Origin of the sequence: Pseudarthrobacter sp. (genome assembly GCF_036675385.1) — a bacterium.
Lineage (GTDB): Bacteria > Actinomycetota > Actinomycetes > Actinomycetales > Micrococcaceae > Arthrobacter.
In genome coordinates this window covers 1-17,987 of the sequence record NZ_JAKFFD010000009.1, presented here as the reverse complement: position 1 = coordinate 17,987, position 17,987 = coordinate 1, and the positions used below count along the sequence as shown (strand labels likewise).

General features: G+C 66.3%; 20 protein-coding genes and 1 pseudogene. 16 read left to right on the top strand and 5 right to left on the bottom strand.

All coding sequences use genetic code 11. The features are described 5' to 3' along the window. Positions 1–31 precede the first annotated feature (31 nt). The 3 genes from V6M49_RS00945 (at position 32) to V6M49_RS00935 (ending at position 2,333) form a co-directional block, all read left to right on the top strand. Positions 32–973, top strand: coding sequence for an SDR family oxidoreductase (locus tag V6M49_RS00945; protein WP_332759522.1), 942 nt, complete (start codon positions 32–34; stop codon positions 971–973). Then, on the top strand, positions 970–1,638 hold the full coding sequence (locus V6M49_RS00940) for an NADPH-dependent F420 reductase (protein ID WP_332759520.1): 669 nt from the start codon (positions 970–972) through the stop codon (positions 1,636–1,638). Before V6M49_RS00945 ends, V6M49_RS00940 begins: the two co-directional genes overlap by 4 nt. Positions 1,639–1,742: 104 nt before the next feature. Further along, positions 1,743–2,333: a TetR/AcrR family transcriptional regulator gene (locus V6M49_RS00935; protein WP_332759518.1), complete on the top strand. Its 591-nt coding sequence runs from the start codon at positions 1,743–1,745 to the stop codon at positions 2,331–2,333. A 347-nt stretch (positions 2,334–2,680) separates the two neighbouring features. On the opposite strand, the gene V6M49_RS00930 is transcribed toward V6M49_RS00935, so the two are convergent. Further along, entirely contained in the window at positions 2,681–3,304 is a 624-nt protein-coding gene (locus tag V6M49_RS00930) for an NADPH-dependent F420 reductase (RefSeq protein ID WP_332759517.1), read from the bottom strand. Positions 3,305–3,424: 120 nt separating this feature from the next. After that, positions 3,425–4,159: an SDR family NAD(P)-dependent oxidoreductase gene (locus tag V6M49_RS00925; RefSeq protein WP_332759516.1), complete on the bottom strand. Its 735-nt coding sequence runs from the start codon at positions 4,157–4,159 to the stop codon at positions 3,425–3,427. 126 nt (positions 4,160–4,285) lie between these two features. Here V6M49_RS00925 and V6M49_RS00920 point away from each other — a divergent pair, with 126 nt between their 5' ends. The 3 genes and pseudogenes from V6M49_RS00920 (at position 4,286) to V6M49_RS00910 (ending at position 6,366) form a co-directional block, all read left to right on the top strand. Then, positions 4,286–4,885, top strand: coding sequence for a TetR/AcrR family transcriptional regulator (locus V6M49_RS00920; protein WP_332759515.1), 600 nt, complete (start codon positions 4,286–4,288; stop codon positions 4,883–4,885). 119 nt (positions 4,886–5,004) lie between these two features. After that, positions 5,005–5,570: pseudogene (locus V6M49_RS00915) on the top strand (recombinase family protein). A 415-nt stretch (positions 5,571–5,985) separates the two neighbouring features. Further along, entirely contained in the window at positions 5,986–6,366 is a 381-nt protein-coding gene (locus tag V6M49_RS00910) for a VOC family protein (protein ID WP_332759513.1), read from the top strand. A 28-nt stretch (positions 6,367–6,394) separates the two neighbouring features. Here the strand turns inward: V6M49_RS00910 and V6M49_RS00905 are convergent, their stop codons facing one another. Next, positions 6,395–6,799 (bottom strand): DUF5997 family protein, encoded by a 405-nt coding sequence (locus tag V6M49_RS00905; protein WP_332759512.1) that lies wholly within the window; start codon positions 6,797–6,799, stop codon positions 6,395–6,397. A 101-nt stretch (positions 6,800–6,900) separates the two neighbouring features. Here V6M49_RS00905 and V6M49_RS00900 point away from each other — a divergent pair, with 101 nt between their 5' ends. Then, positions 6,901–7,650 (top strand): LysR family transcriptional regulator substrate-binding protein, encoded by a 750-nt coding sequence (locus V6M49_RS00900; RefSeq protein WP_332759511.1) that lies wholly within the window; start codon positions 6,901–6,903, stop codon positions 7,648–7,650. On the opposite strand, the gene V6M49_RS00895 is transcribed toward V6M49_RS00900, so the two are convergent. Together V6M49_RS00895 and V6M49_RS00890 are read right to left on the bottom strand one after the other, a co-directional pair. Continuing rightward, positions 7,647–7,982: a hypothetical protein gene (locus V6M49_RS00895; RefSeq protein ID WP_141138952.1), complete on the bottom strand. Its 336-nt coding sequence runs from the start codon at positions 7,980–7,982 to the stop codon at positions 7,647–7,649. The genes V6M49_RS00900 and V6M49_RS00895 overlap by 4 nt on opposite strands. Before the next feature lie 17 nt (positions 7,983–7,999). After that, the gene (locus V6M49_RS00890; protein ID WP_332759508.1) at positions 8,000–8,728 is read right to left on the bottom strand and encodes a GntR family transcriptional regulator; all 729 of its coding nucleotides are present in this window, start codon (positions 8,726–8,728) and stop codon (positions 8,000–8,002) included. Between the two features lie 106 nt (positions 8,729–8,834). Here V6M49_RS00890 and V6M49_RS00885 point away from each other — a divergent pair, with 106 nt between their 5' ends. The 9 genes from V6M49_RS00885 (at position 8,835) to ureE (ending at position 17,856) form a co-directional block, all read left to right on the top strand. Further along, complete coding sequence (locus V6M49_RS00885) at positions 8,835–9,593, top strand: LamB/YcsF family protein (protein ID WP_332759506.1); 759 nt, start codon at positions 8,835–8,837, stop codon at positions 9,591–9,593. A gap of 59 nt (positions 9,594–9,652) precedes the next feature. Beyond that, the gene (locus V6M49_RS00880; RefSeq protein ID WP_332759505.1) at positions 9,653–11,005 is read left to right on the top strand and encodes an MFS transporter; all 1,353 of its coding nucleotides are present in this window, start codon (positions 9,653–9,655) and stop codon (positions 11,003–11,005) included. 19 nt (positions 11,006–11,024) lie between these two features. Beyond that, complete coding sequence (locus V6M49_RS00875) at positions 11,025–12,752, top strand: carboxyltransferase domain-containing protein (protein ID WP_332759503.1); 1,728 nt, start codon at positions 11,025–11,027, stop codon at positions 12,750–12,752. Positions 12,753–12,759: 7 nt separating this feature from the next. Continuing rightward, positions 12,760–14,535: an ATP-binding protein gene (locus V6M49_RS00870; protein ID WP_332759501.1), complete on the top strand. Its 1,776-nt coding sequence runs from the start codon at positions 12,760–12,762 to the stop codon at positions 14,533–14,535. 129 nt (positions 14,536–14,664) lie between these two features. Then, a complete protein-coding gene (locus V6M49_RS00865; protein ID WP_332759499.1) occupies positions 14,665–14,853 on the top strand; it encodes a hypothetical protein in 189 nt (62 codons plus the stop codon). A 117-nt stretch (positions 14,854–14,970) separates the two neighbouring features. Beyond that, positions 14,971–15,273, top strand: a complete 303-nt coding sequence (locus V6M49_RS00860; RefSeq protein ID WP_332759497.1) for an urease subunit gamma — start codon at positions 14,971–14,973, stop codon at positions 15,271–15,273. 16 nt (positions 15,274–15,289) lie between these two features. Then, positions 15,290–15,637, top strand: coding sequence for an urease subunit beta (locus V6M49_RS00855; protein ID WP_332759496.1), 348 nt, complete (start codon positions 15,290–15,292; stop codon positions 15,635–15,637). Further along, positions 15,634–17,346, top strand: a complete 1,713-nt coding sequence (gene ureC, locus V6M49_RS00850; protein WP_332759495.1) for an urease subunit alpha — start codon at positions 15,634–15,636, stop codon at positions 17,344–17,346. Before V6M49_RS00855 ends, ureC begins: the two co-directional genes overlap by 4 nt. Before the next feature lie 24 nt (positions 17,347–17,370). Then, positions 17,371–17,856, top strand: coding sequence for an urease accessory protein UreE (gene ureE / locus V6M49_RS00845; protein ID WP_332759494.1), 486 nt, complete (start codon positions 17,371–17,373; stop codon positions 17,854–17,856). The last annotated feature ends 131 nt before the right edge of the window (positions 17,857–17,987 follow it).

Genomic DNA, 17,987 nt, shown 5'->3' with positions numbered 1-17,987 from the left:
ATCCACCGCATCACACGCAAGGAGCAGCAGCATGCGCATTTTCGTCACTGGCGGGACCGGCCATTCCGGTTCGCACATCATCCCCGAACTCATCGCCGCCGGGCACGATGTGACAGGCCTTGCCCGATCGGACGCTTCCGCGGCGGCGCTGACAGCGCTCGGCGCGACCGTCCGCCGTGGCGACCTTCAGGACCTTGACGGGCTCAAAAAGGCAGCGGCTGACTCCGACGGAGTCGTCCACGTCGCTCACCGGCAAGACCTTCTCCCGACGGGCGGGATGGACGCTGTGGCTGCGGCGGAAATCCCTGTCATGCTCGCCTACGGTGAGGCACTCGCGGGAACGGGAAAGCCGCTGGTCGTGGCGGGGAGCGTCGGCTCGGCCGGACAGCTAGGCCGTACGGCCACCGAGGAGGACCCGGCTCTGTTCGTCGATGATGGGCACAGGGGCACCCTGCGGGTGCGCAATATCGTCGAAACCACCGTTATCGGCCTGGCCGAGCAGGGGGTGCGGTCTTCGGTCGTGAGGATCGCCAATATCGCCCATGGTACAAGCGACCGTGCCGGCTTCCTGCCCATGCTGATCGCGCTGGCAAAGGAGCGGGGCTTCGCCGGCTACCCCGGAGACGGCGCGAACGTCTGGAACGCCGTGCACATCCGCGATATCGCTCCGTTGTTCCGACTGGCGCTGGAAAAAGGTGAGGCTGGCCGATACTGGCACGCGGTCGAAGACGAAGGAATTCCCTTCCGCGAGATCGCCGAGGCCATCGGCAGCCGCCTAAGTTTGCCCGCCGTGAGCATTCCCCTGGACGAACTGATGCTGCCGGGGTACTTCGGATTCATCGCGAACATCGTCACGCAGAGTTACCCGACGTCCAACGTCATCACCCGGGAGGCCCTCGGCTGGGAACCCACACAGCCCGGCCTGATCGCCGACTTGGACAACGGCCACTACTTCCCCGAGGGGCGCTCATGACAACCGTGGGAATCATCGGCAGCGGACAGATCGGCACCACTCTCGCCCGGCTCGCGATCGGCGCTGGGCATAGGGTGGTGCTCAGCAACTCGCGCGGTCCCGAAACGCTCGCGGCTACGGTCGCCGAACTCGGGCTACGGGCATCCGCGGCGACGAGCGCGGAAGCCGCGGCGGCCGGCGACATCGTGGTGGTCACGGTGCCGGCCAGCGCGTTCCCGGATCTGCCCGTCGCGCCGTTGGCAGGAAAAATGGTCATCGACACCTGCAACTACGGCCCCGAACGCGACGGGCACATCCCTGAGCTCGACGGTACGTCGCTCACCTCGAGCGAACTGCTGCAGCGGTACATTCCGGACGCCCTGCTCGTGAAGGCGTTCAACAACATCTTCTACAAGCACCTGCTGTCCCTCGGCCGCCCGGCTAGGGCGGCGGACCGCACGTACCTGCCGATCGCCGGCGACTCCGCGCCGGCGAAGGCGGCGGTTACCGAATTCATCGACTCCATCGGGTACAGCGTGATAAACGCTGGATCGCTGGCCGACAGCTGGCGGCAGGCGACGGGCACGCCGGTGTGGGGTACCCCGTATGGGTCCTCTTCGGTCGAGTCGGGCCGACCCGCCGGTGAGAACGCCATCCGCGCGGCGCTGGCAATCGCAACTCGATAGCCGGGGGCCGGTCTCTCTCCGCTTGCGCCGTAGGCGGGTTAGTCTAAGTGGATCGGTGCACCGATTATGCAAAGCACCGCCCCACTTGCTGACCAGGGAGACATATGCGAGCCGACGCCAGAAAGAACTACGATCGCCTGCTCGTGGTCGCGCGCGAAGTCGTGAGCGAGCACGGAGCCGATGCATCACTGCGTGACGTCGCCCGCAAAGCGGACGTCGGGCTCGGCACCCTCTACCGTCACTTTCCTACGCGAGAGGCTCTGATTGAGGCCTTGCTTCGTACAGACGTCGATGAACTGAGGGCTCAGGCGGCCGACCTCGAGTTGTCAGGCACGCCGGAGGATGCGCTACTGACATGGTTCCGCGGCAGCGTTGCGATCACACACGAATACCGGGGTCTCTCGGGACTGCTCGTGGCCGCGCTCGAGGATACCGAATCCGCACTCAATGTCTCGTGCGTTGCGTTGCACGATGCGGGCACTCGGCTTCTCTCCCGCGCTCAGGGCGCGGGCGTGGCGCGGGCCGACATCGACGGCACTGACTTGTTCGCGCTAGTCGCAGCGGCTGCGTGGGTCTACGATCAGCCCTCGCTAGCGCCACGCGCGGACCATCTCTTCAGCGTGATGTCGAGCGCAGTCCTGCCCAACGAAGCAAGCCATGTCGTCACTCAGGAACGCCCTGGGCCCCCACGCTGACTGCCGTCGGCAGCGAGTTCGCGACGCCCAGCGTTCCGCCTCGAGCCGTCATCAGCGTGTTGCAGGTGGGGAGGCTGCCCCTGTGCAGATGACTTACTTCCTGTGCCCGCTGAGGGATGGCGGAAGGACTCACCGGACCAGGCTACGCGGCCGTTACGTCGATCACGAGCGGATCAACCAGGGTCAGATGGATACGCGGGTGGAGAGAACGGTGGACCGGTCGACGATGCGCAGCCGCCCGTCCACCGGCAAGCCCGCGGCGACCGCATGCGGCTGGTATCAACGGACCTATAGCAGCCGAGCACGGCGCGCTGTTCGCCGGCTGCTCGGCCCGGGGACCGCGGGGCTTAGCCGGTGAATTCGTTGGCGCCGAGGGCGAAGTCCCAGTGGCCGACCCCGTTGCCGGCGAGGCCTACCGTGACCAGACCCATTCCTTCGAGCCAGTGCGCCATTTTCAGGCCGCCGACGTCCAGCGGGCGCAGCCCGAGGCTCCCGATGAATGCCGCCACGTCCGCCTTGGCGTGCGCATTGTCGCCCGCGATGAAGACGTCGGGCCGGCCCTTCTCTAGGACGTTACGGAAGATGGTGTTGAATGCCTTCACCACGCTGGCGCTGGCCGAGGCCACCTTGGCGACTTCCTGCGCGATCGAGGTCTCCTCGCTGTGGGCCAGTCCGTCGAACGTGGCGTTGAAGGGGTTGCTGATGTCGACGATGACCTTGCCCGCGAGGGCGTCTCCGTACTCGGCGACGACCGGAACGACTCCGTCGTAGAGCAGGGCCGTGATGACAATGTCCCCGGCGGGGATGGCGCCCCACTTGCCTGTCGCCGCACCGCCGCCCAGAGCCTTGGCCAGGCCATCGGCCTTGGACTGATCGCGTCCCATGACCTCGACGGTATTGCCGCCCGCCACTGCGAGCGTGCCGATGGTACGGGCCATGTTCCCCGTACCGATTAGGGTGATGCTGCTCATGAGGTGTGCTCTTTTCTTGTTCTCGAGGTGTCGCCCTGTCTCATTCGTGCCCGTTTCGAGATCAGTTCGTTGCGGCGACGGGTTGTTGTGGGTGTGCCCGCGGGATTGCTGGAGCGTGGTTCAGATCACTGTGGTGCCGCCGTCGGCGACCAGCTCCATGCCATTGACGTAGCTCGAGTCGTCCGAGGCGAGGAACAACGCGACCGACGCGATCTCTTCAGGGTGGCCCATCTCTCGCCGCGGGATCACAGACGCGAACATCTCTTTCAGCTCCGGGCTCAACACATCGCCCATCATCGGCGTGGCGACCGAGCCGGGGGTAAGAACGTTCACCCGGATCTTCCTGTCTCTCAGCTCGGCAACCCATACCCGCGCGAAGGCGGGAAGAACGGCCTTGCTCGCTGCGTACACGCTCCATTCGGGGTAGCCCCGGAGTGACGCGTTGGATCCGGTCATAAAGATCGAGCCTCCGTCGTTGAACAGCGGCAGCGCCTTCTGGACCGTGAACAGCGTGCCGCGCGCGTTCAGCGAGAAGGCGGCATCGAACTGCTCCTCGGTGATCTCGCCGAGCCTGCCCTGCGCTCCGCCCCCAGCGCTTGCCCACAGCACGTCGATCGAGCCCTTTTCCCGCTTGACCGTCTCGAACAAACGGTCCAGATCATCGAGGCTGGCCGAATCGGCCTGCACACCGGTCACGTTCCGGCCGATCAGCTTGACCGCTTCGTCCACCGCGTCCTGCCGCCGGCCCGAAATGAAAACGTGAGCGCCTTCTTCAACGAACAACTTCGCACCGGCCAGCGCCATCCCGCTAGTCGCGCCTGTGATCACCGCAACCTTGCCATCGAGCTTTCCCATGACTACTCCATTCATGTACCGTGCCGATGTTAAGTACACCGATCTGCGTACTTAACGTATCGGGCGGGTCTGCGAGGTGTCAAGCTATGCACACCGATCGGTACCGAGTGGGGTATGCTGGAGCGTATGACGGAGTTGGAGAAGGGACCGCGAGGCCTGCGCCGCGGCAGGGGCGCACGAGAGCGCATCCTCAGCGCGTCACAACAACTGTTCCGTGACCAAGGCATCAACTGCACCGGCATGGACCAGCTCTGCTCGGTGGCCAAGGTGTCCAAGCGCACGCTCTACCAGCACTTCACCGGAAAGGACGAGCTGATCGCCGAATGCCTACGCGGATTCGATCCCGACATCCTGCCCGAAGTCTTCGACCGCACCGACCTAACACCTCGCGAACGACTCCTCGCCGTCTTCGATATCCACGCGCCCCTGTGTCCGTTCATCGCGGCGGCCGTCGAGATCCCCGACCCGGGCCACCCGGCACGCGTACTCGCCAGTGACTACAAGAAGGCATTTGCGGCGCGGCTCACCGATGCCGCCCGCGAGGCCGGCGCCAACGACCCCGAGCGGCTCGGTGAGCAACTGGCGCTGCTCCTGGATGGCGCCTCGGCCCGCAGCCGAGTCCTCAACACCGACACCTTCGCTACCGCCGCCGCCATCGCCGTCGTCCTCGTCGACAACGCCATCCCCGCAGCATCGGCACCGGCCACCGTTTCGCTTAGGAACTGACCAGCCTGCAACGCCGCCCAGAACCGCTGCGCCAACTCATGCCGATACGCCGACGACAACTCCGCACAACACTCTTCACTCGCTAAGTGTTGCGACCACCGCGAAGGTTGGAGGAAATCGTGGCTGGCCAGCGGATCGGATATGTGCGAGTGAGCACTCTGGATCAGAACGAGAAGCGCCAGCTCGAAGGCCAGGTCCTGGACAGGGTCTTCATGGACAAGGCCTCCGGCAGGGACACCGCCAGGCCACAGCTCACAGAGCTGCTGCGGTTCGCCCGTGACGGGGACACCCTGGTTGTGCACAGCATGGACCGGCTCGCCCGCAACCTCGACGACCTACGTGCGCTCGTCCAGGGTCTGACACGCAAAGGAGTGCGGGTGGAGTTCGCCAAAGAAGGCCTCGTCTTCACCGGCGAGGACTCGCCCATGGCCAACCTCATGCTCTCAGTCATGGGCGCCTTCGCCGAATTCGAACGCTCCCTCATCAGGGAACGCCAAAGGTAAGGCATCGCTCTGGCCAAGCAGCGCGGCGCCTATAAAGGACGAAAAAGACTCTCACGCCGGAACGGGCAGCCGAGCTGGTCCAGCGCGCCAGCAGCGGTGTACCTAAAGCCCTCCTTGCCCGTGACTACGGGATGAGCCGGGAGACCGTCTACCAGTACCTGCGCCACGCCAAGCTGGGCTGAACCTCTTGCCCGCCGGCGCGGCTGTTACTGCTAGGGAACGCAATTTGCTTGATGGAAGGTCCCTTATCGGCCAGTTTCGAAGAGGGCCGGAATGCGCAGCTCTCGTGTCACCTCACGTCGGCAGTTGTCGCGCGCCACTGGTGAAAGGAGATGGTGTCCAGCTCACGGGACTTCGGCTCCGCCTACGATGTCACCGAAAGACATCTTCGAATCCGGATCCACGGCCGAGTCCACGCCACATTTCACCGCGGCCTGCGCAGCGATGCGGTTGCGGAGGCCAGCTGCCTGGCGGATGTGCCTTCGGTCTGGGCCCTGGAGACCGCTAATCTCCGGGCTGGCAGCTCTGATGGACACGTAGGACGGCTCTTCTCCGCTGAAGGTTCGCACGCCTGCTGCGGGCCGGTAGCTTAGGACCATGAGACTGAAAATGTGCAGCATCCACGTCCAGGATCCGGCCGCCGCCCATACGTTCTACACCGGGACCCTCGGGTTCGAGACCCTGATGGCGATGCCCGAGTACAACCTCTTCATCATCAAGGATCCAGGCTCCGACGCCGGGTCGGTGGGGCTGCTGCTGGAGCCCAGCGACAACCCGATCGGTGCGAACTACATGAACGCACTGCACGACGCCGGGCTCGCGGCCATCACCTTCGGCGTTCCGGATGTGCAGGCCGAGTACAACCGGCTGGTGGCCGCCGGCGTGAAATTCCAGGGCGAGCCGTCAGAGGATCCGTCCGGGATCAGTGCAGTCTTCGACGACGGCTGCGGCAACTTCGTGCAGCTGCACCAGGACTGACGCTCCCGCGGGACTCAGCCAGCGGGAGTTACTCGGCCTGGGCGCGGGCTTTCTTGGCGTCCTTTTTGGCAGCCTCGTCCTTGACGCGCTGGGCTTCGGTGCGGACGGCGGCGTGGGTGGAGCGCTCGGCGACCAGCCAGGCCGGGGGAGCCTGCAGCAGCGCGGTGATTTCCGCCGTCGTCAGCGCTTCCTCAACACCGCCGCGGGCCAGGCCGCTGATGGAGACGTTCAGCTTCTGGGCCACCACCGGGCGGGGGTGCGGGCCGTTACGGCGGAGCTCCACGAGCCACCCCGGCGGGTTGGACTGTAGTTCGGCGAAATCGGCGCGGCTGATGGTTGAATCCTGGAACTCCTGCGGTGTTGCCGGCAGGTAGATGCCAAGCTTCTTGGCAACGGTGGCCGGCTTCATGGACTGGGAGTTTGCAGAGGTCATGGTTCAAGGGTATCCGGCTGCCCGGCTGAAAGGCACCAGCTCCGCACCAGCTTCGCACCAGCTCCGGCAGTGCGGGGCCGCGCGGGCGGTACTGTGAAGACGTGCCCGCAGACAATGAATCCCCCCAGAACGCCAGCCCCGACGAATCGCCGGAGCCGGAGGCGCCCCGTGTGCTCCGCTTCGCCTATGTGCCCGGCGTAACCCCGGGCAAGTGGATCCGCCGCTGGGAAGAGCGCGTGCTGGACATCCCGCTGGAGTCGTTTATGTCCGACGACGGCGCCCAGCTTTCCGTATTGCGTGACGGTTCCGCGGACCTCAGCTTTGTCCGGCTTCCGGTGGAGCGGGAAGGCCTCAACGTGATCCCGCTGTATGAGGAGCAGCCCGTGGTAGTGGCGCCCAAGGGGCACGAGATTTCGGTGTTTGAGGAAGTGGCCCTGGCCGATCTCTCGGCAGAGACTTTCCTGGACGTCGCCGAAATGGGTGGCCCCGAAGCGGCCATGCAGGTGGTGGCGTCCGGTGCGGGCCTGGTGATTTTGCCCATGTCCGTGGCCAGGCATTTCAACGTCAAGGACACCGTGGCCCGCCGGCTGACGGGTGCCCCGGTCACGGAGATCGCGCTGGCCTGGCCCAGCGACTCCTCGGACGACATCATCGAGGAGTTCATCGGGATTGTCCGCGGCCGCACCGCGGCGAGCTCCCGGCAGCCGTCGGCCCAGCAGGAGAAGCCCAAGAAGGAGCCGAAGCCGGACCGGCGCGGCCCCGCGGTCAAGAAACCGAAGGTGGCCCAGCGTTACGCCCCGAATCCGGACAAGGGCCGCGGCAAGGGCTCACGCAAAAAAGGCAAGCGCTAAGCCGAGCAGGCTTCCGTCAGTGCTGTGACTGACTCAGCCGGCACCTGGTCTCCGGCTTCGGCGATCTGGCCCAGCGGCGTCGTAATTTCCGCAGGCACCCCGGCAGTGTCCGCGGCGGACACCAGCCCGCCCAGCAATGCCTTGTCCTGGACGCTGACCAGCCCGTCCTCCACCACCGTGCAGACCTGCTTCCTGACCTCGTCCGAGGCTGCGGTTGCCACCTTGGACGCGGCATCGTTCGCGGTGGTTTCAGCGACTTCCTGGACCGATCCGCAGGCGGAGAGGAGGAGCATCAGGGGGACGGCGGACAGGGCTGCAAGGCGGCGTTTCATTCGTCCAGCCTAACGGCTCAGTCTGTTCCGGCCTCGCCGTGCACCTCGCTCAGGTTGTCTTCGGAGCGGTCCAGGTACGCCAGGAGAAGGTCGGCCGCGCGGTCCAGTTCCCCGGCTTCCAGGGCCAGGCAGATCGCTTCGTTGTCCGGCAGGTAGTGCTGGTAAAACTGCGCGTCCACGGTGGCTTTGTGGAAAAACAGGCGCATTTCGGCCAGGACCTGGCCCATGATGCTGTTCAGCCGCGGGCTTCCGGCCATGGCCACAATGGCGCCGTGGAAGTGCTGGTTGGCGGTGCCCAGGGCTTCGTCGTCACCGGCTGCCGCAGCTCGTTTGCCTTCGTCGACGGCGGCCCGGACGGCGGCCACGTCCTCCGGGCTGCCTCCGGCACGCAGCGCGCTGACCTCGATGGCGCGCCGGACGGTATAGACGTCGTGGACGTCCCCCGCCTCCAGGCTTGCCACGAAGACGCCGCGGTTGGGATGGCGGACCACCAGGCGTTCGCTGGCAAGTTCCACGAAGGCCTCGCGCACCGTGTTGCGGGAGACGCCCAGGTCCTCGGCGATGGTGGATTCGGTGAGCCGCGTTCCGGGAAGCAATGCTCCCTCCGCCAGCTGCAGGCGGAGTTCATCCGCCACCCGCTCAGCCACGGACGGAACGGCCACCCGCAGGCGGCCCGAGGCGGTCCGCGTCGCCGAGTGATTCGCCGAAACGCGGGAAGAGGGGACGATCGGTTCTGAAGAGGCCATACTCGAGAATTTACACGATCGTCACATTGTGGAATCGAAGGATTGTTGAACAATCCGTAAATTTAGTGCATCCTAGTAGGACCACTCAATGAGACGGGGATCACAAATGGCAACGATTGACCTGAACAGCGACGTCGGCGAGTCCTTCGGCCGCTGGAGCCTCGGCGATGACCTGGCCATGTTCGGCTCGGTTTCGAGCGCGAACGTGGCCTGCGGATTCCACGCCGGCGATCCCAGCGTCATCCGCAGGACCTGCCGCGAGGCTGCTGCTGCCGGCGTCGCTATTGGTGCCCACGTCGGCTACCGGGACCTCGCCGGTTTCGGACGCCGTTTTATGGACATCAGCCCCGCGGAACTGGCCGACGACGTGGTGTACCAGATCGGTGCCCTGCAGGCCCTGGCCGCCGTTGAAGGAACCCAAGTCCGGTATGTGAAGCCGCACGGCGGACTGTACAACGCCATCGTGACGCACACAGCGCAGGCCCAGGCCGTCGTCGACGCCGTGAAATCGGTTGACCCCAACCTTCCGATCCTCGGCCTCCCCGGTTCGGAAGTCCTGCGGCTTGCAGAGAAAGCCGGCTTGCGCGCCGTGACCGAAGCGTTCGCGGACAGGGCCTACAACCCCGACGGCACCCTGGTGTCGCGCTCCCTCCCCGGAGCAGTCCTTGAGGATCCGGAACAAGTGGCGGAACATGTCCTACGGATGGCCACGGAATCCTCCGTCCGCACAATTGACGGGTCCACCCTCAAAATCCGCGCGGAAAGCATCTGCGTGCATGGTGACTCACCGGGGGCCGTAGCGATGGCCACTGCAGTGAAGTCCGCTCTCGGCGACGCCGGCGTGAGCATCGGCTCGTTCCGCTAGCCCCATCCCATGGCCGCACCCAGGCCCCCGCACCACCCCTCATTCCCCCGGAGGAAACCATGACCAGCACGAACAAGGCCGCAAAGGCCGCGGCAAGGAAGCCGCCGCCCGGCGCGCTCAAGGCGTACGTCGCCAGCCTCACCGGCACCTCGCTTGAGTACTACGACTTCGCCATCTACTCGGTGGCGTCAGCCCTCGTCTTCCCCAAGATTTTCTTCCCCTCGGATGATGAATTCGTAGGCCTCCTGCTGTCCTTCTCCGCCTTTGCGGTGGGCTACCTCGCCCGCCCCATCGGCGGCATCGTGTTCGGGCGGCTCGGCGACAAGGTGGGCCGCAAGTACGTACTGGTCTTCACCCTGGTGCTGATCGGCGTCGCCACCGTCCTCATCGGTGCGCTGCCGGACTACACCGCGATCGGCATCTGGGCCCCCATCCTCCTGGTGCTCCTGCGCCTGGCCCAGGGCATCGGCGTCGGCGGTGAATGGGGCGGCGCTGTGCTGCTATCCAGCGAATTCGGCGACCCCAACAAGCGCGGATTCTGGTCCTCCGCAGCCCAGATCGGCCCGCCCGCCGGCAACCTGATGGCCAACGGCGTACTTGCGATCCTGGCAGCCTCGCTGAGCACCGAAGCGTTCCTCTCCTGGGGCTGGCGGGTAGCCTTCCTGGCCTCCGCCCTGCTGGTGGTCTTCGGCCTGATCATCCGCCTCAAGCTCGAGGAAACCCCGGTCTTCAAGGCCATCGCGGCCCACGGCGACCAGCCGAAGGCGCCCATCAAGGAAGTCTTCACCACCCAGCCCCGTGCGCTGATCGCCGCCGCACTGTCCCGCGTCTGCCCGGACGTGCTCTACGCACTGTTCACCGTTTTTGTGGCCGTTTACGCCACCAAGGAACTGGGCATGACCACCGGCAACGTGCTGGCCGCCATCCTGATCGGCTCCGCGTTCCAGCTCTTCCTCATCCCGCTCGCCGGCGCCCTGACCGACCGGTTCAACCGCCGCTGGGTTTACGGCATTGCCGCTGCCGCCACCGCCGTCTACATTCCCCTGTTCTTCCTGATGATCGCGGGCAAGTCCGTGGTGATGCTGATCATCGGTGTGGTGATCGGACTGGCCCTGCACGCCTTTATGTACGGCCCGCAGGCAGCGTTCATCACCGAGCAGTTCCCGGCCCGCCTCCGCTACGCCGGCAGCTCGCTGGCCTACACGCTTGCCGGCGTCATCGGCGGCGCTGTGGCTCCGTTGATCTTCACCGCCCTTTACGGCGCAGCATCCGGCGGCTGGTACCTGATCGCCGGGTACATCCTCCTGACGGCCATCATCACCATCGTGGGTATGCGCCTGGGCCGCGACCCGCAGCCGGAAGAGGACCTCCGCCTGCTGCACCGCGACGACTCGCAGGAGAGCCGCGCCTGAGCGGCGCGGCCTGATCCCCATGGAAACAGTCAGCAAGCCAACAGCCGCGGCCCGAGTGCTCACCGTCCGGCCGGTAGGTACGACGGCGGTGCTCGCCGAACTCTCCGGGCTCCACGACGTCCTTGCCCTCCAGGCCCTCCTGCTGGAGCAGCCGCTGCCCGGCCAGGTGGACGTCCTGGCCGCCGCCGAAACCGTGATGGTAAAGGCGGATTCACCCGCTGCGGCGCGCCGGATGGCGGCCCGGCTGCTGGAGATGGACCTGACGGTCCAGTCCCACGCCGAAGGCAAACTGGTACAGATTGAGACCGTGTACGACGGCGACGACCTCGCCGAAGTGGGTCGGCTCACCGGGCTGGGCGCTGACGGCGTCATTGCAGCCCACACGGGGCAGGTCTGGACGGTTGCGTTCGGTGGCTTCGCGCCGGGCTTCAGCTACATGGTGGGGGAAAACCAGGTACTTGAAGTCCCGCGCCGGAGTTCGCCCCGGACCGCCGTCCCCGCAGGTTCCGTGGCCCTGGCCGGCAACTATTCGGCCGTGTACCCGCGGAAATCCCCGGGCGGCTGGCAGCTGATCGGCCGCACCGCAGCCCACATGTGGGACCTCAGCCGGGAGCAGCCGGCCCTGGCCGCGCCCGGTGACCGCGTGCGGTTCAGCGCGGTACGCGAGCTCATTGAAGTCGCGGTGCCGCACGCTGCCGTGGATGCCGCCGCCCTTGCTGCCCATGAACCGGACGTCCAATCCGGACTGCTGATCCTGTCGCCGGGGCTCCAGAGCCTGATCCAGGACCTCGGCCGCCCCGGTCACGCCGGGCTCGGCGTGTCCTCAGCCGGGGCACTGGACCGCTCCTCCCTGCGCCGCGCCAACCGGATCGTGGGCAACGACCCGTCGGCCGCCGTCGTCGAATCCGTTGCCGGCGGGCTGCGCGTCCAGGCCGTGGGGGACCAGGTGCTGGCAGTGGCCGGCGCGCCCTCGGCACTGACTGTAGTGACGCCGTCGGACGTTCCCGACCCGGACGCTTCGGACGACGAAGATGGCCAGTCCGAGTTTGTCCAGTCCGAGCGGGTGCGCGAAGTGCCCATGGCCACCGCGTTTGCCCTGCTGGACGGCGAGATCCTGACCATCGGCGCACCCGAGCGCGGCTTCCGCAGCTACCTGGCCATCCGCGGCGGCGCAGCAGTCGATGCGGTGCTCGGGAGCCGGTCCACGGACACCATGTCCGGGATCGGACCTGCACCGCTGGCCGCCGGGCAACTGCTGGGAGCCGGCGCCGCCACGTCCTCCAACGTGGTGGGCAACCCCGAACTGCAGCCCGACTTTCCGGACATCGGCGTCACGGTCCTGGACATCGTTCCCGGACCCCGCGATGACTGGTTCGACGCCGCAGCATTGGAATCGCTCTGCGCCCAGGAGTGGGCGGTGACGCCCCGCTCCAACCGAGTGGGCATGCGGCTGGACGGCCAGCCGCTCAGCCGAAGCCGGGACGGTGAACTGCCCAGCGAGGGAACCATGGCTGGCGCGCTCCAGATCCCGCCGGAAGGACAGCCCGTACTCTTCCTGGCCGACCACCCCATCACCGGTGGCTACCCCGTGATCGGCGTGGTGGTTGACCACCAGCTGGACCTGGCCGCCCAGGTTCCCATCGGCGGGTCCATCCGGTTCCGCTGGGCTCCCGGCTACGGACTGCCCACCGGCTTTTCCCATTCTTCCCCTGACATTTCCCAGACAAAAGATTCCCAGACAAAGTGAGCAACTGATGCGCAAGGTCCTGATCGCCAACCGCGGAGAAATCGCCGTCCGCATCGCCCGCGCCTGCGAGGACGCCGGACTGGAGTCCGTGGCTGTCTACGCGGACGTGGATGCCGACGCCATGCACGTGGGCGCCGCCACCGAGGCGTACAGCCTGGGCGGCAACGCGCCCTCGGAAACGTACCTCGATATCCCCAACCTGCTGCGCGTGGCTGCGGAGTCCGGAGCGGACGCGGTGCACCCGGGATACGGCTTCCTGTCCGAGAACGCCGGCTTTGCCCAGGCGGTCCTGGATGCCGGCCTGACCTGGATCGGGCCTAACCCGGAGGCCATCCGGCAGCTCGGCAACAAGATCACGGCCCGCGAGATCGCCGTCCGCGCCGGCGCCCCCTTGGTGGCCGGCACCGACGGTCCGGTGGCTTCGGCCGCGGAGGTCCGTGAGTTTGCCGAACAGCACGGCCTGCCGATCGCCATCAAGGCGGCGTTCGGCGGCGGCGGACGCGGGCTGAAAGTGGTCCGCGAGATGGACCAGATCGAGGAGTCCTTCGATTCCGCGGTCCGCGAAGCAGTGGTGGCCTTCGGCCGTGGCGAGTGCTTTGTGGAGCGTTACCTTGACCGGCCCCGGCATGTGGAGGCCCAGGTCCTGGCGGACCAGCACGGCAACGTGGTGGTGGTGGGCACCCGCGACTGCTCGCTGCAGCGCCGGCACCAGAAACTGGTGGAAGAGGCCCCCGCACCCTTCCTGACCGATCAGCAGACCCAGCTGATTTACGACGCCGCCAAGGCAGTGTGCCGCGAAGCCTCCTATTCGGGGGCCGGGACGGTGGAGTTCCTGGTGGCCGCCGACGGCACCGTCGCGTTCCTCGAAGTGAACACGCGCCTGCAGGTGGAGCACCCCATCACCGAGGAGACCACCGGCGTGGACCTGGTCCAGGAGCAGTTCCGGATCGCCGCCGGAGAGCCGCTGCGCTTCACCGCCGATCCCGCGCCGCGCGGCCACTCGTTCGAGTTCCGGCTCAACGCCGAGGATGTGGGCCGGGGCTTCCTGCCGTCGCCAGGCACCGTCGCGACGTTCAGTGGCCCCACGGGACCTGGCATCCGTCTGGACTCCGGGGTCCGCTCCGGCTCCATCGTGGCGCCGCAGTTCGATTCGTTGCTGGCCAAGCTGATCGTCACCGGCGCCGACCGCCAGCAGGCGCTCCGCCGTGCCCGCCGTGCCCTCGCCGAGATGGAGATCACCGGCGTGGCCACCGTCCTGCCGTTCCACCGGGCCGTGGTCCAGGCGCCGGACTTCACGTCGGAGACCGCGCTCGGCATCCACACCCGCTGGATCGAGACTGACTTTGCGGATTCCATCGCGGCGGATCCGGAGTTCGGCACGTCCGTTCCGGACGGTGAGCGGCGCACCATTACCGTTGACGTCGACGGCCGGCGCCTCGCCGTCGGCCTGCCCGCTGACCTGCTGGATGGCTGGGCGCGCTCCGGTGCAGGCGTTCCGGCGGGGGTCTCCCTTGACGGGGCTGGTTTGGACGGCGCTGCCGACGGCGGTGCTGCGGCAGGTGCCGCTGATCCCGGCGAGCTGCGGGCCGACATGGCCGGGACCGTGGTCAAGTGGCTCGTGGAGCCGGGCGCCGAGGTTTCGGCGGGGGACGCCGTCGTCGTGCTTGAGGCGATGAAGATGGAGACGCAGGTGACCGCCCACCGCGCCGGAATGCTGACCGGGATCCGCGCAGAAGCCGGCGGCGTTGTGAACGCCGGGGCCGTGCTGGCGCTGATCGGCTGAGCCGTTCGGGCATGCCTGGCTCCAGCGAAAAGGTCCGGCCGGTGTTCCCGCCCGGCCGGACCGAAGGCGCCGAGCTTCTGCTTCAACTCTGTTGACCGGGCCACCTTTAACCTGCGGCCGCTTCATCAAGTGCAGCTGATTTTTCACGGCGGCGCAAAGGCCCTCGAGGATGACTTTCCTTTTGACGCCTCCAAATGGAGCGGGCTGTTGGAAATGATCGGGCGGGACCGCGGCCAGGTGATTTTTCCAAGCGCGGAGGCGGCGGAAGCCCGGCAGGAAGAATTCGTGGCGCTCGTGCGGGAGTGGGTTCGAGCCTGACCTGCGGGTTGACTCTGATAGTCTTCAGTCATCCACGGGCCTCCCGGGCGCTTCTTTGGCCGGTTGTAGATAACGAGTGGGAACTCGCGATTTATCGCGAATGATGAGGAGGCTTTTATGCATCTGACGCCACGCGAAAATGAAAAACTGATGATCGTGGTTGCTGCCGATCTTGCACGACGGCGGCAGAAGCGCGGACTTAAGCTCAACCATCCGGAATCCATCGCGATTCTTACGTATGAGCTGGTCGAGGGCGCCCGTGATGGACGCCGGGTCGCGGACCTCATGAGCTACGGCACCACCATCCTGACCAGGGACGATGTTATGGAAGGTGTCGCCGACATGATCCATGACGTCCAGGTCGAAGCGACGTTCCCGGACGGCACCAAGCTCGTCACCGTGCACAACCCCATTCGCTAGGCGTAGGAGAACCCCCATGAAACCCGGCGAATACATCCTTCGGACAGAGCCCGTCACGTGCAATGCGGGCCTCATTCCCCGCGCCCTCGCCGTGATCAATCGCGGTGACCGCCCCATCCAGGTGGGGTCGCATTACCATTTCTTCGAGGTGAACGACGCCCTCGAATTCGACCGGGACGCGGCCCACGGCTTCCGGCTGGACATCCCGGCGGGAACCGCGGTGCGGTTCGAGCCCGGAGATGCCAAGACGGTCAACCTGCTCGCTCTCTCGGGCGAGCGTGCGGTGTTCGGATTCCGGGACCGCATCAACGGCCCGCTAGCGGCGAGCCGCGGCCTGATCTCCCTCCAGGACGACACCAAATGAGCTTCGAACTGAGCCGCAAACAGTACTCGGACCTCTACGGCCCCACCACGGGCGACGCCGTCCGCCTGGCCGACACTGATCTGTTCCTCGAGATTGAGCACGACCACACCAACTACGGCGAAGAAGTCGTTTTTGGCGGCGGCAAGGTCATCCGTGACGGCATGGGCCAGAACGGGCAGCTGGTCCGGGACAAGGACATCCCGGACACCGTGATCACGAACGTGATCGTGTTTGACTACACCGGCATCTACAAGGCCGATGTGGCCCTGCGGGACGGGCACATCTTCAAGATCGGCAAGGCCGGCAACCCCCAGATTTCCCGGGGCGTGAACATCACCATCGGCGTCGCCACCGACATCATCGCGGGTGAGGGCAAGATCCTCACCGCAGGCGGCATAGACACGCACGTGCACTTCGTGAGCCCCGACCAGGTGCCGGTGGCACTGGCCTCGGGAGTCACCACCATGATCGGCGGCGGCACTGGACCAAGCGATGGGAGCAAGGCCACCACCGTGACGCCGGGCGCCTGGCACATTTCACGCATGCTTCAAGCCGTGGAGAACCTCCCGATCAATGTCGGCCTGCTCGGCAAAGGCCACGCCAGTGCAATCGAGCCCCTCACGGAGCAGATCCGGGCCGGCGCCATCGGGCTGAAGGTGCACGAGGACTGGGGCGCCACCACGTCCTCGATCGACATGTCGCTGCGCGTGGCCGACGAGTATGACGTGCAGGTGGCCATCCACTCCGACACGCTCAACGAGTGCGGCTTCGTCGAAGACACCATCCGGGCCATCGGCGGCCGCGTCATCCACACGTTCCACACCGAAGGCGCCGGCGGCGGGCATGCCCCGGACATCATCAAGATCGCGGCGCTGCCCAACGTCCTGCCGGCGTCGACCAATCCCACCCTGCCGTACACGGTCAACACCATCGACGAACACCTCGACATGCTGATGGTCTGCCACCACCTGAGCCCGGACATCCCCGAGGATGTGGCCTTCGCCGATTCGCGGATCCGCAAGGAGACCATCGCAGCGGAGGACGTGCTGCACGACATGGGCATCTTCTCCATCACCAGCTCCGATTCCCAGGCCATGGGCCGGGTGGGCGAGGTGGTCCTGCGCACCTGGCAGGTAGCGGACGCCATGAAGCGCCAACGCGGAAAGCTCGACGGCGACCCCGAGGTGGGGGACAACTTCCGGCTCAAGCGCTACGTGGCCAAATACACGATCAACCCGGCGATCGCCCACGGCATCGCGGACTCGGTCGGAAGCATCGAGGAGGGCAAATTCGCCGACCTCGTGCTCTGGGACCCGATGTTCTTCGGCGTCAAGCCTGAGCTCGTGCTCAAGGGCGGGCAGGCCGTCATGAGCGTTATGGGAGATCCGAACGCCTCGATCCCCACCCCGCAGCCACGCGTCCTGCGCGGCAACTTCGGGGCGCTCGGCACCGCGGTACATGCCTCCTCGATCACGTTTCTTTCCAAGGCCGCCATCGCCGCCGGAGTCCCCGAGCAGCTGGGCCTGCACCGCGTGATCCGGCCGGTGAGCGGTATCCGTACGCTCACCAAGGCAGATATGAAACACAACGGCGCGACGCCGGATATCGGCGTTGACCCGGAAACTTACGAGGTGACTGTCGACGGCGAGCCCATCACGGCGGAGCCCTCGACGGTGCTGCCCATGGCGCAGCGCTACTTCCTCTTCTAGACACATATCCCTAAGGGGGCATATATGATCATCGACCACGTCATCGCCAACCGGCACGATCTCCCCGACGGCGAACTGGCCGGCCTCCACGAAGAGCAGGTCCTGCTGCCGAGCGCGGAACTCGTCAAGAAAATCCAGCGGGTGACCACCGATCACGGCCGTGAGCTGGGTATCCGGCTCAGCGATGCCGCGGGCCCCGTGCGGGATCTCCGCGACGGCGACATCCTGTTCCGCGACGACAAAACGGTCATCGTGGTGACTGCGCTGGCAACCGACGTCCTTATAATCGCCGCGCGCAGCATGCGCGAAATGGGGGTCGTGGCGCACAACCTCGGCAACCGGCACATGCAGGCGCAGTTCTTCGACGCCGACAGTGAATATGCCGCCGAGGTGATGGTGGTGCAGTACGACCACACGATCGAGGACTACCTGATCCACGTTGGCGTGCCGTACTCCCGCCAGGAACGTGTGGTGCCCGTGCCGTTCCGCCATGCCGAACACACCCACTGAGCGCGTGAACGAGCCGCCGTCGTACCTGCTGCCGCTGCTGCAGCTCTCTGACTCCGCGCTCCCCACCGGCGGGTTCAGCCATTCCTTCGGGATGGAGACGTTCCTGGAACGTGGCCTCATCGACGGCGAAG

Bases quoted from the DNA above. Each gene is read 5' to 3' on its own strand.
- V6M49_RS00945 (WP_332759522.1), top strand. From the start codon at position 32: ATGCGCATTTTCGTCACTGGCGGGACCGGCCATTCCGGTTCGCACATC.
- V6M49_RS00940 (WP_332759520.1), top strand. From the start codon at position 970: ATGACAACCGTGGGAATCATCGGCAGCGGACAGATCGGCACCACTCTC.
- V6M49_RS00935 (WP_332759518.1), top strand. From the start codon at position 1,743: ATGCGAGCCGACGCCAGAAAGAACTACGATCGCCTGCTCGTGGTCGCG.
- V6M49_RS00930 (WP_332759517.1), bottom strand. From the start codon at position 3,304: ATGAGCAGCATCACCCTAATCGGTACGGGGAACATGGCCCGTACCATC.
- V6M49_RS00925 (WP_332759516.1), bottom strand. From the start codon at position 4,159: ATGGGAAAGCTCGATGGCAAGGTTGCGGTGATCACAGGCGCGACTAGC.
- V6M49_RS00920 (WP_332759515.1), top strand. From the start codon at position 4,286: ATGACGGAGTTGGAGAAGGGACCGCGAGGCCTGCGCCGCGGCAGGGGC.
- V6M49_RS00910 (WP_332759513.1), top strand. From the start codon at position 5,986: ATGAGACTGAAAATGTGCAGCATCCACGTCCAGGATCCGGCCGCCGCC.
- V6M49_RS00905 (WP_332759512.1), bottom strand. From the start codon at position 6,799: ATGACCTCTGCAAACTCCCAGTCCATGAAGCCGGCCACCGTTGCCAAG.
- V6M49_RS00895 (WP_141138952.1), bottom strand. From the start codon at position 7,982: ATGAAACGCCGCCTTGCAGCCCTGTCCGCCGTCCCCCTGATGCTCCTC.
- V6M49_RS00890 (WP_332759508.1), bottom strand. From the start codon at position 8,728: ATGGCCTCTTCAGAACCGATCGTCCCCTCTTCCCGCGTTTCGGCGAAT.
- V6M49_RS00885 (WP_332759506.1), top strand. From the start codon at position 8,835: ATGGCAACGATTGACCTGAACAGCGACGTCGGCGAGTCCTTCGGCCGC.
- V6M49_RS00880 (WP_332759505.1), top strand. From the start codon at position 9,653: ATGACCAGCACGAACAAGGCCGCAAAGGCCGCGGCAAGGAAGCCGCCG.
- V6M49_RS00875 (WP_332759503.1), top strand. From the start codon at position 11,025: ATGGAAACAGTCAGCAAGCCAACAGCCGCGGCCCGAGTGCTCACCGTC.
- V6M49_RS00870 (WP_332759501.1), top strand. From the start codon at position 12,760: ATGCGCAAGGTCCTGATCGCCAACCGCGGAGAAATCGCCGTCCGCATC.
- V6M49_RS00860 (WP_332759497.1), top strand. From the start codon at position 14,971: ATGCATCTGACGCCACGCGAAAATGAAAAACTGATGATCGTGGTTGCT.
- V6M49_RS00855 (WP_332759496.1), top strand. From the start codon at position 15,290: ATGAAACCCGGCGAATACATCCTTCGGACAGAGCCCGTCACGTGCAAT.
- ureC (WP_332759495.1), top strand. From the start codon at position 15,634: ATGAGCTTCGAACTGAGCCGCAAACAGTACTCGGACCTCTACGGCCCC.
- ureE (WP_332759494.1), top strand. From the start codon at position 17,371: ATGATCATCGACCACGTCATCGCCAACCGGCACGATCTCCCCGACGGC.